The organism is Streptomyces sp. NPDC087901, from assembly GCF_044742205.1.
GTDB lineage: Bacteria > Actinomycetota > Actinomycetes > Streptomycetales > Streptomycetaceae > Streptomyces.
The window spans coordinates 1-10,879 of record NZ_JBIUUC010000040.1; the positions used below are offsets into that span (position 1 = coordinate 1).

Sequence of the window (10,879 nt, forward strand, 5' to 3'; positions counted from 1 at the left end):
CACCCCCCGGATCATCAACAACAAGGGGGGGAAGTCATGCCGGACCCGAAGGCCGGAGGCCCCATTGCGGAGCCACGAAAACGGTAACGGGGGGGGCATCGAGAAGCTGGCCTGTCCTCGAAGAGGATCCAGGCGCCAGAGGCAGCCGCCGCAAGCCTAATACCCGGGGCCACACTTCCTTCTTCCACAGCTCCACCGCGTGCTCGTCACGCTCCAGTGCTGTCCAGGCGGGTGCCTGCCAGGACCAGCCGTGCACTCTCAGCAGCCGCCACACCGTCGCGACCGACAGGCTCACCCGCAGCCGACGCGGATTTGACGCCTGAACCCGGACCAGGGTCCAGGGTTCGTCTTCGAAGCCGTGCGGCACCGGGCCTTTGCCGAGTTCCTCCTCCAGCACGGCGAGCTGGGCATCGGTGATGGTTGGTGAGTCGCCGGACCTGCGGAACGTAGGCCCTCCGTGCCACCCTCGCGCCAGGCACGACGCCAGAGTTCCCCCGACCGCACGTTCACTCGCAAGTCCTTCGCGATCAACGAGGTCTTCTCACCCGCCGTGAACCGTTGCCCGACCTGAAGCCGGATCTCCTCACGAAACGCCCGACGCTCAGCGGTCAGGCCCCCACCCTCCGAATACCTCACCCCACCGGCATGCCGCAGGGATCATGAACCGTCACCACCCGACGCCAACAGGAGAACCTCAATAGATAGCTACGATCCGTTTGCTGGACCCCCATTGGCGGCGGCGGCCGAGGCGCGCACTGAGCTCTGGACTCTCCGCCGGGTGATGCGCGGAACTATGCCGCGTGCCCACAGAGTGCATTCAATGACGTGGTCAGGGGGTGGCTGTTATAGCTGCAGCGGGGCCGCGTTGGGAGCGTGGGGTTTTGTCACCGACGCGTTTGGGCTGGATGGTGCTGGGGTCGACGGCTTCGCCGGGGGCGCCTTCGTGGTAGGGGCCGTCGGGGTCGGCGTCGCGGTCGTGCGGGAGCAGGAAGAAGACTCGGCGGAGATGGAGTCCGCTGTCGGGGTCGGCTTCGGCGTCAGCTTGGAGCTCGGTGTACCCGACCATGCGTCCGTCGCGTTCGTAGCGAGGTTTCCCGCGGCGCCGGGCTGTTTTGTCGAGGGCCTGGCGTACGTAGTCGAGGTTGTCGGGGTTCTCCAGCCAGACCACGCAGCTTTCGTGGTGGAGGTCGCTCTCGTTCAGCAGCGAGCTCATGGCCGCAGCCCCTTTGTGTTTGTGCCGGCTGGGAGGCCGGCGTGGGTGTGGTGAGTAGGTTCCCGGGTGGGGGCACCGTGTTTATGGTAGGCCGGGTCGGCAGGTGTGTGCCGGGTGCGCGCATCAGACATGGTTGGCCTGGGCTTCGTCGTCGGTGAGGAGTCCCAGGCCGGGGTAGTACTTCTTGCCGCTCGACTTCATCATGTCGGCGGGTGAGGCGAGGGACAGTTCCTGGCGTACGCGGGTAGCGAAGGCGCGGGCAGTAGCTGGACGAATGCCTTCCCCCGCGCTGCACCAACTGCTGTAAGTGGCATACAGGAGGCCTTGTTCGACGCGAAGGTCTCCCGGCCCGCGTTCGGTGGTGCGATCGTGTGGGCTGGTGGTGCAGCATTCGGTGAGGAAGCGGCCGATGTGGTCTTCGGTGGTCGCGTAGGCCTCGGTGGCGGTGCGAACGATGGCAGGTCCTGCCAGAGGGTCACGGGTGGCGAGGTAGAGCTTGGCCCCCTCGATGAGCCACTGCAGGATGCCGGGGCCTTCGCTCTGGACAAGCTCCTTGGCAAGGTTGTCGATCTTGCGGGTGGCCGGGACGACACGTTCGAAGGGGATCAATCGGATCCGTCGCCAGAAGGCGTGGCCCCCAGTGCCGACTTCTGGGCGATGGTTGCCGAGCAGCCAGAGCTTGTGGGTGGGGTTGAAGCTGAAGAAGTCCTGTCGCATGCGGCGGGCCATGATGCGATCGCCGCCGGTCAGGAGCTTGACTCGGGATTCGTCGAACTTATCGTTCGGTTTGAGTTCTGAGCACACGACGATGCGGCGGCCGTGGAGTTCGGTGAGTTCGGTGGAGTGCTCGGAGAACTTGCCCTTTTCCATGAGGAAGCCGGGCGGTGCTGCCTGGGCGTAGTCACCGAGGATCTGCGTCATGACGTCCAGCAAAACGGACTTCCCATTGGCGCCGGTTCCGTAGAGGAAGGGCAGGACCTGGGCACCGACGTCACCGGTGACGGAGTAGCCGAGGAGCAGGTGGAGGAAGTGGATGGTTTCCTCACCTTTGGCGTCGTCGCCGAAGGTGTCGTGAAGGAAGCGGTGCCAGCGGGGGGTGGGCAGCGCTTCGGGAGCGACGCTGGTGGCCCGGGAATGCATGTCTGCTTCGGGGTCGGGCTTGTGAAGGTGGCCGGTGTGGAGGTCGACGACCCCTGCGGGGGTGCACAGGGCGTAGGGGTCGCCGTCCAGGACGTCGGGGTCCAGAGCGAGTGCTGGGGATGCTTTGGCCTGGGTAAGCAGGGCCTTGATCCCGGGGGTCGACATGGAGCGTCGGCGGTGGGAGGCAAGGTCGCGATCGGTGTATTGGCCGGTGGGGTCGGTGGCGGGCATTTGTTCGGCCAGGTCTCCAGCTGCCCAGACTGCTGCCTTTTCACCGCCGGTGCGCTTCCAGCGGTACTGGTCCCAGTGGTACCAGCCCAGGCCCTCGACATGTCGGAACTGGTCGCCGAACATCACCGCGAACAGCTTGGCGTTGCCGCGGTCTGTAAGTAGTCCGGGAAGTTGACCTGCCTGAGAAGGCGGCTCACGGACCGCGGAAGTGTTCTGTTGGGCAGGCAGGCTCGGCTGGCCTGCCGGGACTTCGAGATCGAGCATCTGCTGCGCTGCGGCAGTGGCGTCGAAGCGTGGGCTGTCGGCGCTGCTCATGGGCGTCCTTTGAAATGGAGCGGCCGGCTTGCACCAGCAGACAGGGCAGAGGCGATGACTGAGAGGCTGTGCCGGCTGCGGTGGGGTCGTGCGGCGTCGGCCGCTGTGCTCAACAGGGCGCGTGCCTGCATTTCGGTGAGGTAACCGGTGGCGATCAGGCCGCCGGCGGTGTAGGAAGCGCGGTTCAGTTTTTCAGTGAAGGCGGTTCCCTCGGTCGCTGCCGCGCAGGCTGCCACCTGAGCCAGGAGTGGCGTTAGAAGCTGGTGGGCACGCCGACCGGTCGGCCGTCCGGAAACGAGACCTAGTGGTGGTGGCGGGTCCGGTTCATGGGTTACCGCGTGGCCGGTGCGCACGAGTTCCGCAGCAAGCCAGTCTGGAAGGTCTCCAGGAAGTCGCGCTGGTCCGACGGCGGTGTACGTCCCGGCGGACGTGCGGGTGGCCGGGGCCACGATGTAGCCGCCGACGGACCGGACATCGACTTGCCAGGCGAGGGAGACCTTTGGGCTGGAGCCCACTGAGGACCGGTAGTGCGGGCCTTCGAGAGGTGTGCGGTACCAGACGTGCAGTCCGCCTGATGGTGTACGGACGCGAAGGGTGCTGTCGTCGTCTGCTGGACTTTGTTGGCCACGGAGAGCGGCCAACAAAGCGACGGTGTCGAACCCGGAGGCGAGGCCTGCAAGGTTGACGCTCTCGTGGATTGAGATGCCGGGGAGGAGCTTGCTGCGGTCAGGCACTTCGACACTATGGGCGTCGATGTCGAAAACGACGAGGCCTGCCGGGCCGCAGGACACTCCGACTCCCTGGCGCGGGTGTTTTCCCCACCAGGCTTCCAGAAGAGCAGGGTTTGTGGTCGCTGCATGGAAGCCGTGACACCACCTGCCTGCGGAATGGCAAGGGCACTTCGCAGGCAGGTGGGGCTCCTCGCGGCACATCGGGCAGTTTCCGACGGGGGTTTTTCGTCCGGCTGCCAGTGGGTGGACAGGCCAGCCGTTTCCGGCGCACCAGCGCGCAACAGCGTAGGGACTCGTGGTTCCCGCCTTGGGGGAGCCACTGGTCTCACTATGACTTGGCACGTTGATCGTCCTTGCTGAGGGCCAACAACTTAATTCAGTCCCTGGGGTAAAAGGCCAGGTCACAGCGCCCCTATTTCCAGGCAAGGGACCGAAGGGACTGAGTTTTCCAATCGCGGCAGAGCTTACAGGAGCTGTTTGAGCGGAGATGGCCTTGTTTTTTGACTTAAGTCCCTTCAGTCCCTTTGCTGCCTGGGAAGACGGAGTGGGCTGGCAGGGCTGACCGGGCTGGGGCGGTCGGGCGTGTCGGGACGTGGGTCTTGGGTAGAGGGACTGAAGGTTTCGACGTGGTTGGGTCCCTCCTCAGTCCCTCAGGGAAAGGTGCAGGTCAGACGGCATATTGTGTCAGCTCGAGGGACTGAAGGGACTGAGAAATCGTAGTTATGAACGGCCCGCAAGGTATGGCTTCAGCTTCGTGTGTGCGCATACACACGCACACCCATGAAGAACGAAACAAGGAAGTTTGGTCCCTTCAGTCCCTTCGGACCCTGACATCGTCAGGCCTTGAGCTTCTGACCTGCATCTTTCCACGAGGGACTGAAGAGGGACCCAAGATTGACGAGCCCTCCCCGTACCGGATCTGACACCCGCTCGGCGCCCGCCAGGCCTTCTCTTTTTGCTCTGGAAGACCAAAGAACCGGGTCGATGCCGCGGCAAGCGCAGAGCACCGCCGTGCCCTACGGTGCCGGTCGGCGGCCGATTCCAAGCCAGCCGGTACAGCCGTCCATCAGCCACGGACGAGCCGCGCTTCATCGTGAGGGGCGGTGTGGCTCAGGGCAAAGATTGGCCTGCTGGATCGGCCGTGAAGGCCTCGGCCCGCCAGAGTCCATCCATAATGCGCCGCTGCCCGGGAGATGCTGCTCTCCGCAGCGATGTGCGCCGCCCTCGTGCCCGCTGTCCTGGCGGCTGTTCCTGCACGGCAGCTGGGACAATAACGAAGCCGCTGATCGTCGGGCCCGCTGGCGGATCCGCGAACAAGAGCGGCATCGGCTGAAGTGGCAGCTCGCGCTGGACATGGTGGCTGAACTCGCCGCGGTCGGACTGCGGCCCGCGGTGCAGGTCGCGGACACCGGTTACGAACACCGACTTCCGCCATGGCTTGGAAGACCCCATGCCGAGTCGGCCTTACGGCACCAGCCGCCCTACGGCGGGCTCGGACCACGTCCGCCCCGCTACCGGGCCCGCCCCGTCAGGCTGCGTGAACACGTCATGGCCGCCGGACGTGCACGAACGGTCACGGTCACCTGGCACAAAGGCTCCAAGGCAGCTATGTCCGCCCGCTTCGACTTCCTGCGTGTCCGCCTCGCCAGCCGCCGCCCCAAAACCGCCTCGAACGGTGTCATCGCACTGCGATGGCTGATCACTCAGTGGCCGGAAGGGGGAAACCGAGCCGGTCAAGCACTGGATTTCAAACCTGCCGGCCGACATCCCGGACCGTGATCCGGTCCGGCTCGCGAAGCTACACTGGCGCGCATCGAGCACGACTACCGTGAGCTGAGAACGACGCTCGGACTCGATCACTTTGAGGCCTGTTCATTCGCTGGCTGGCACCGCCACGTCACGCTCGTGACCGCCGCTCACCTCTTCCTGAACGAGCAGAGGTCCTGCCTAATAGTCCCTGCCAGGGCTGACACGCCAAGTACTGCCTGCAGGTCCTCACCGACATCAAGAAAGTAGAGGCGTGCGGGAAGTCCTGATGCTCGTCTGCGACGGGCTGACCGGTCTGCCTGATGCGGTGAATGATTTCTGGCCTGCGACGATCGCGCAGATCTATGTGGTTCACCTCCTGCGCGGCAGTTTCCGCTACGCGGGCAGGCAGGATTGGGAGAAGCTCGCCAAGGATCTCCGTCCGGTCTACACCGTGCCGACCGAGGAGGCCGCGACCGCACTGTTCGGCGACTTCCAGTGATGCCTGGGCGCGAAGTACCCCGCGATCGTGCGGTGTGGGAGAGAGAACACCTGGGAGAGATCGTGCCCTTCCTCCAGTTCGACGTCGAGATCCGCAAGATCGTATGCACGACCAACGCGATCGAGTCGTCAACGCCCGCATCCGCAAAGCCATCCCCGCCCGCGGGCACATCCCCACGGAGAAGGCCGCCCTCAAGTGCTTCTACCTCGCGGTCATGAGCTTGGACCCGACCGGCACCGGCGCGTAACCCTTGGACAAAGCGACGGAAGCCTGCCCCCAGGCACCGGCGTCGGCGACACCACCACCTACAAGGCCAGGTTCACCGACGCCACCGGCCTGATCGTCGGCCATCGATATAGCCTTCGAAGCCCGGCTCACCGCAGCACAGGAGTAACAACCAACCCACGGGTATACCACTCGCTGTACAGACCCCCGTAGGCCCCGCACTTCCGAAGGGTGCGGGGCCGGCTGGAGAGGGTTTGGTGCGACGTCGGCAGCCCATTCCTGTGACGTGTAGGAGGCCGCTTGGAGTTCTCAGTTCTTGGGGGTGCCGGTCTTACTCTCGAAGATGTAGGTCACGGGCGACTTCGTGCATGTGCCCCCGACCTCGAAGGAGGACACGCTGTCGTTGTACAGGGGGTTCACTGTGTTCATGTTGGAGTACCACGCGCCGGGTCGGACGACAACGCAGTAGGGGGAAGTCTTTCCCCCGGTTCCCGCTTTGGTCGAGCTGACGTAGTTTGCATAGTTGTAGACGGTGACTGTCTTCCCGGTGCGATTCCAGAACGAGGTGGTTTTGTTGTCCATGTTCGTCAGGTTTCCCTGACTGGTCTGGGACTGGCCGAGGGTGCCGGTGTAGTTCAGGTCTGCCCAGATGCAGAACTTGCCAGTGTTGCACTGCTGGGGACTTGCGCTGGCCTGTGGGCCGTTGATGAACGTCAAGGCCAAAAGGCCCACGAACGCAGCCGAACCGGTAAGGACCTTACGCAGTTTCATTTTTACTCCAAAGAGGGACGAGTCCAGTTGGGAAAGCAGGGCAATGGAGTCCGCACACTTCCGGGAAGTGCGGGGCTGCCCGGATGGGTTGTGGCGTGATGCCGGCGGCCCATCCCTGTGGTACGTAGAAGGCCGCGCCGAGATCTCAGCCGTTGGCGGCGACGTTTGTCACTGGAAAGTTCTGATCGAGGGGGAGTCCACGCACGTACCCCCAATGTAGAAAGAGGACACGGTGTCGTTGAACAGAGGGTCCACTGACTTCAGGTCGTAGTGCGCCGCGCCGGGCAGGACCGTAACGCAGTAGGGGTAGTTGTTGCCCCAGTTTCCCGCTCCGGTGACGCTGCTGAAGTAGTTTGCGTAGTTGAAGAGGACGACCGTCTTCCCGGTGCGATTCCAGAACGAGGTGGTTTTGTTGTCCATGTTCGTCAGGTTTCCCTGACTGTTCTGGGACTGGCCGAAGTCGCCGTTGTAGTTCGGGTCCGCCCAGATGCAGAACTTGCCATCCTGGCACTGATCGGCACTTGCGCTGGCCTGTGGGCCGTTGATGAACGTCAAGGCCAAAATGCCTACGAACGCAGCCGAACCGGTAAGGATCTTACGCAGCTTCATCTTGATTCCAAGGGGGTGAGTGCGGTCGGGAAGCACAACAACGGAGGTGCCGAGTGACGGGGGAATCACTTGGCGGTCTCATTGGTGACACGTGACACTGCCGTTGACGGTTCAGCCGACGACGCGTACGTGCGCTAGGCGAACCATCTGTGGTTTGAGATCTCAACGCAGAACACGCCGGAGCTTAGGTTCAGTCTTCGGCGCCCCAGGGGCAGGCGCCTTCACTCTTTACAACGGTAGCTGTCCAAGCTGGGTTCACCCGGGCTCTATCCAGCCCGCTCAGGCCCGCTGCGCAGGCAACGACAAGGACGAGAAGATCCGCAGAAGCGAGCCCTTGCGCACCCTCGTGCGCGAGTAGCTCACCGAGAAGTGGTCACCTCAGCAGAGCTCAGCTGCGAAATACCCTCACCTGGGGTCAAGGGCGCGAACTGACACTGCATGAGAACATCGAGGCGCTTACAGAATTTCGGATCTACTTCTGCGATCCACACTCACCATGGCAGCGTGGTACGAACGAAAACACAAAGGGACTGCTGCGACAGGCCTGTCCCAAGGGAACAGACCTGTCCGTTCACACCGAGCATGACCTGGGTGAGCTTGTTCCGGTTTGACGGACACCTTTGGTGTGGTGGTCAGGCTGCGAGTGGGTTCTCGTACTCGGCGGGGCTGCGGTAGCCGAGGCTGCTGTGCAGTCGGTGCAAGTTGTACCAGCCTTCGATGAAGTCGAAGATCGCGGTACGGGCGGTGGCCCGGCTGGGCCAGGCGGAGGTGCCGAGCGGTTCGCGTTTGATGGTCGAGAAGAACGACTCGGCGAGCGCGTTGTCTCAGCACTGCCCGGTGCGGCCGATCGATAGCCGAACCCCGAACCGGGCTGCCAGGGCGGCGAATTGCTGGCTGGTGTATTGACAGCCGCGGTGCGGGCGGTGGCCCGGCGGGGGCGGGGCGGCGTTGCCGGCAGGCGGCTGTCAGTGCGTCGGCTACCAGCTTGGTCCGTAGGTGATCGGCGGTTGCGCAGCCGATCACGCGCTGGGAGGCGATGTCGATGACCGTGGCCGGATAGAGTCAGCCCTCGCCATGGCGACGGCTTCGAGGTCCGTGGACGACCAGCGGGAGAGATCGGTGCCCTTCGGGAAGTACTGACGCAGCAGCCCGTTCGTGTTCTCGTTTGTCGGTCGTTGCCAGGACAAGTGCGGATCGGCTAAGAACACCTTCGTCCCAGTATCGAGAGCGAACTGGGCATGACTGGAGGGTTCCTTCCCGCGGTCCCAGGTGAGGGTCTTGCGTAGCTGCTCGGGCAACTGCGTCATCGACGCCGTCAGTGCGCCCCTCATCGCGACGGCGCCGTAGCCGCCGAGCGACGGACTGTTCTTCAGGGGCGGACTCTCGCCCCAGCCGTCCAGCCGAAGTAGATGTACCGGGAGCGTGGAGCGGCCGCTGCGCTCGACGAGCGTGCCGATCGCGGAGCGGCCCGTCCCGATGATCAAATCGCCTTCCCAGTGTCCGGGGACCGCGCGGTCCCCGGCCTCGGCGGGGCGTTCAATGAGGATGACGTCTGCGGTGGCATGCCCCTGCGGTTTGTTCTGCGACCGTGCACGGGGAGACCGCAGCGCCCGGCCAGTGCGCAGACACGTGACCAGTTCCCGCTTGAGCGCGCCACGGCCTTCGATGAACAGCGCCTGGTAGATCGCGTCGTCGCTGATGCGCATTGACTCATCATCGGGGAAGTCAACATGGTTCTGGTGCGAGATCTGCTCCGGGCTCCTTGCCGTCGCCCAGCGTCTGTCTGCCGATGCGGCTTGTTCAGCCCTTTCCACCCAGGCGTTTGGGGACCGGTGATGATCATGCCATCGGGGCGACGGACGCTGCCAGCGAGCCACTCCTGGACGTACTCGCGCAACCTGTCGTCGCCTGCGAGCCTCGCGGTCTTCGGGCCTTTCGCAGCCCGCTGCGCTTTCCACTGCGCCACCACAGCCCGGCAGACCGGTTTGCAGTTCCGGGTCGCGGCGTTGCGGCGCAGCTCGCGTGAGATCGTGCCCGCGTGGTGGCCGATCCTGCGAGCGATCTCCCGCACGCTGAGCTTCTGGGCGCGCAGTGGCGCGATCTTTTCACGCTCAGCGAAGGACAGATAGCGGCCGGTGGGCTCGTCCAGGCTGAGCGGCGGCATCCCGCCAGCGTGACGGAACCACCGGGTTCCGACCGGCCATGAATCGCCAACAGCCTCCGCCGTCGTCACTCCCGACGCGACCCGCCGCCAGAAGTGGCGCTGCACTGCACGAGATGGCTCCGGCCGACCCGGTGAACGCATGGGCGCTCGCATCGCCCGATCCGCCGCCCACTGCCGGCGCGCTCCCGCAGCCGCCCAGGCACCTTCTGTTTCTCACCTCGTCCCATCGCATACCTCCGTGATCAAGGTGCTGCGACGACCAGTTGTATCCGCCCTGCGACCCGCGATCGGTATGAACAGCGCATTGGGCGACCTGACCGCGACGGGCGACGGCGGATTCTAGGGCTCTCACCGCGAGGCTGGACTTCATCCGGGCGTCGATGAAATAGCCCACGACGCGGCTGGAGTACACGTCCGTGACGGTACACAGGTACAGCTTGCCCTCGCCGGTTGCGTGCTCGGTGATGTCGGTGAGCCACAACCGGTTTGGCCCGGCTGCGGTGAAGTCCCGCCGCACCAGATCCTTGGACAGGCAGCCCGGCCTTGGCGTTCTTCCCGCAGCCACTGCGCTTGCCGGAGGCACTCCACCAGCCGTTGTCCCTGCAGATCCGCCAGGCGGTTCGCTCGGCCATCGACTCGCCGGCCGCGCGGGCCTCGTCGAGGAGGAAGCGGTGGCCGAACTCCGGGTCGTCGCGGTGAGCGTCGATCAGGGCGGTGGCCGGGTATGCCTCGGCGAGCTCGGTATCGGTCACCGGCCGGGCCAGCACCGGTAGTAGGGCTGGCGAGCCAGCCCGAGCACCCGGCATGTCACCGCCACGGCACCCGGTGAGGGGCAACGGCGGCGGCCAGCTCGCGGACGAGCGGGTACATCATTTTGACGGCAGGTTCGCCTGCGCAGCCTTTTCGACAGCGTGATCGGATGGACGCCGAAGTCAGCGGCGATCTGTTCCAGCGTGACGCCGGGCTCGCGATTGCGCGCGACCCGCACGACATCCTCGCGGAGCTCCTCGGGATACGGCTTGGGCACTGCAACATCCTTCCAGGCCGCCTCTCAGCGAGCCAGGTCAGGTGTCACCCGATTATGCAGCAGTCCCATGGGGTGGGTTGTCGGCAGGTGGGGCAGGTGCCGGTCCAGGTGGCTAGTGTGATGCGCCGGAAATCCTGTGGGTTAGTAAGTACCGTGTCGTCATGTCGAATTCGGGGCCTTCTGCTGTGGCGATCACGTTGTCCGA

Annotated in this window: 14 protein-coding genes, 1 tRNA gene and 2 pseudogenes; 5 read left to right on the forward strand and 12 right to left on the reverse strand. The window is 64.7% G+C overall.

Translation table 11 applies throughout. The annotated features are described in order from the left end of the window. Window positions 1–34: 34 nt before the first annotated feature. From ACIOEW_RS40820 to ACIOEW_RS40840, 5 genes are all read right to left on the reverse strand, one after another. Window positions 35–397 carry a winged helix-turn-helix domain-containing protein gene (locus tag ACIOEW_RS40820; RefSeq protein WP_401970632.1) on the reverse strand — a complete coding sequence of 121 codons (363 nt, stop codon included), beginning with the start codon at window positions 395–397 and terminating at the stop codon, window positions 35–37. Further along, window positions 292–636 (reverse strand): helix-turn-helix domain-containing protein, encoded by a 345-nt coding sequence (locus tag ACIOEW_RS40825; RefSeq protein WP_401970633.1) that lies wholly within the window; start codon window positions 634–636, stop codon window positions 292–294. Before ACIOEW_RS40825 ends, ACIOEW_RS40820 begins: the two co-directional genes overlap by 106 nt. Before the next feature lie 193 nt (window positions 637–829). Then, a complete protein-coding gene (locus tag ACIOEW_RS40830) occupies window positions 830–1,213 on the reverse strand; it encodes a DUF6009 family protein (protein WP_401970635.1) in 384 nt (127 codons plus the stop codon). Between the two features lie 123 nt (window positions 1,214–1,336). Then, window positions 1,337–2,899: a phage/plasmid primase, P4 family gene (locus ACIOEW_RS40835; protein ID WP_401970637.1), complete on the reverse strand. Its 1,563-nt coding sequence runs from the start codon at window positions 2,897–2,899 to the stop codon at window positions 1,337–1,339. Continuing rightward, the gene (locus ACIOEW_RS40840) at window positions 2,896–3,972 is read right to left on the reverse strand and encodes a bifunctional DNA primase/polymerase (RefSeq protein WP_401970640.1); all 1,077 of its coding nucleotides are present in this window, start codon (window positions 3,970–3,972) and stop codon (window positions 2,896–2,898) included. The genes ACIOEW_RS40835 and ACIOEW_RS40840 overlap by 4 nt, the downstream gene beginning before the upstream one ends. A gap of 642 nt (window positions 3,973–4,614) precedes the next feature. Between ACIOEW_RS40840 and ACIOEW_RS40845 the strand changes: the two genes are divergently transcribed. The 3 genes from ACIOEW_RS40845 to ACIOEW_RS40855 all read left to right on the forward strand — a co-directional run bounded on the left by ACIOEW_RS40845 (window position 4,615) and on the right by ACIOEW_RS40855 (window position 6,125). Next, window positions 4,615–5,409 (forward strand): transposase, encoded by a 795-nt coding sequence (locus ACIOEW_RS40845; protein ID WP_401970642.1) that lies wholly within the window; start codon window positions 4,615–4,617, stop codon window positions 5,407–5,409. 241 nt (window positions 5,410–5,650) lie between these two features. Further along, entirely contained in the window at window positions 5,651–5,878 is a 228-nt protein-coding gene (locus ACIOEW_RS40850; RefSeq protein ID WP_401970645.1) for a transposase, read from the forward strand. A gap of 103 nt (window positions 5,879–5,981) precedes the next feature. Then, the gene (locus ACIOEW_RS40855; RefSeq protein ID WP_401970656.1) at window positions 5,982–6,125 is read left to right on the forward strand and encodes a hypothetical protein; all 144 of its coding nucleotides are present in this window, start codon (window positions 5,982–5,984) and stop codon (window positions 6,123–6,125) included. Between the two features lie 287 nt (window positions 6,126–6,412). On the opposite strand, the gene ACIOEW_RS40860 is transcribed toward ACIOEW_RS40855, so the two are convergent. Together ACIOEW_RS40860 and ACIOEW_RS40865 are read right to left on the reverse strand one after the other, a co-directional pair. Next, window positions 6,413–6,874: a peptidase inhibitor family I36 protein gene (locus tag ACIOEW_RS40860; protein WP_401970648.1), complete on the reverse strand. Its 462-nt coding sequence runs from the start codon at window positions 6,872–6,874 to the stop codon at window positions 6,413–6,415. 168 nt (window positions 6,875–7,042) lie between these two features. Further along, window positions 7,043–7,483, reverse strand: a complete 441-nt coding sequence (locus tag ACIOEW_RS40865; RefSeq protein ID WP_401970650.1) for a peptidase inhibitor family I36 protein — start codon at window positions 7,481–7,483, stop codon at window positions 7,043–7,045. Between the two features lie 392 nt (window positions 7,484–7,875). On the opposite strand from ACIOEW_RS40865, the pseudogene ACIOEW_RS40870 reads away from it, so the two are divergent. Beyond that, a pseudogene (locus ACIOEW_RS40870) lies at window positions 7,876–8,073 on the forward strand (IS30 family transposase); the annotation flags it as partial. Window positions 8,074–8,115: 42 nt separating this feature from the next. Here the strand turns inward: ACIOEW_RS40870 and ACIOEW_RS40875 are convergent. Beyond that, window positions 8,116–8,274: an IS3 family transposase gene (locus ACIOEW_RS40875; protein WP_401970655.1), complete on the reverse strand. Its 159-nt coding sequence runs from the start codon at window positions 8,272–8,274 to the stop codon at window positions 8,116–8,118. On the opposite strand from ACIOEW_RS40875, the gene ACIOEW_RS40880 reads away from it, so the two are divergent. Then, window positions 8,201–8,389: a hypothetical protein gene (locus tag ACIOEW_RS40880; protein WP_401970652.1), complete on the forward strand. Its 189-nt coding sequence runs from the start codon at window positions 8,201–8,203 to the stop codon at window positions 8,387–8,389. The two genes, ACIOEW_RS40875 and ACIOEW_RS40880, sit on opposite strands and share 74 nt — an antisense overlap. Window positions 8,390–8,502: 113 nt before the next feature. Here the strand turns inward: ACIOEW_RS40880 and ACIOEW_RS40885 are convergent, their stop codons facing one another. From ACIOEW_RS40885 to ACIOEW_RS40900, 4 genes and pseudogenes are all read right to left on the reverse strand, one after another. After that, entirely contained in the window at window positions 8,503–9,189 is a 687-nt protein-coding gene (locus tag ACIOEW_RS40885; protein ID WP_401970653.1) for an IS30 family transposase, read from the reverse strand. Window positions 9,190–9,343: 154 nt separating this feature from the next. Further along, window positions 9,344–9,455 (reverse strand) — tRNA-Arg (locus ACIOEW_RS40890). 93 nt (window positions 9,456–9,548) lie between these two features. Continuing rightward, a pseudogene (locus tag ACIOEW_RS40895) lies at window positions 9,549–9,632 on the reverse strand (hypothetical protein); the annotation flags it as partial. Beyond that, entirely contained in the window at window positions 9,595–10,230 is a 636-nt protein-coding gene (locus ACIOEW_RS40900; protein ID WP_401970654.1) for a transposase, read from the reverse strand. The gene ACIOEW_RS40900 and the pseudogene ACIOEW_RS40895, both read right to left, overlap by 38 nt. Between the last annotated feature and the right edge of the window lie 649 nt (window positions 10,231–10,879).

What these genes read in the sequence shown, in the direction of transcription:
- ACIOEW_RS40830 (WP_401970635.1), bottom strand. Translation starts at nt 1,213, where the DNA reads ATGAGCTCGCTGCTGAACGAGAGCGACCTCCACCACGAAAGCTGCGTG.
- ACIOEW_RS40835 (WP_401970637.1), bottom strand. Translation starts at nt 2,899, where the DNA reads ATGAGCAGCGCCGACAGCCCACGCTTCGACGCCACTGCCGCAGCGCAG.
- ACIOEW_RS40845 (WP_401970642.1), top strand. Translation starts at nt 4,615, where the DNA reads ATGCCGCGGCAAGCGCAGAGCACCGCCGTGCCCTACGGTGCCGGTCGG.
- ACIOEW_RS40855 (WP_401970656.1), top strand. Translation starts at nt 5,982, where the DNA reads ATGCACGACCAACGCGATCGAGTCGTCAACGCCCGCATCCGCAAAGCC.
- ACIOEW_RS40860 (WP_401970648.1), bottom strand. Translation starts at nt 6,874, where the DNA reads ATGAAACTGCGTAAGGTCCTTACCGGTTCGGCTGCGTTCGTGGGCCTT.
- ACIOEW_RS40865 (WP_401970650.1), bottom strand. Translation starts at nt 7,483, where the DNA reads ATGAAGCTGCGTAAGATCCTTACCGGTTCGGCTGCGTTCGTAGGCATT.
- ACIOEW_RS40880 (WP_401970652.1), top strand. Translation starts at nt 8,201, where the DNA reads ATGAAGTCGAAGATCGCGGTACGGGCGGTGGCCCGGCTGGGCCAGGCG.
- ACIOEW_RS40885 (WP_401970653.1), bottom strand. Translation starts at nt 9,189, where the DNA reads ATGCGCATCAGCGACGACGCGATCTACCAGGCGCTGTTCATCGAAGGC.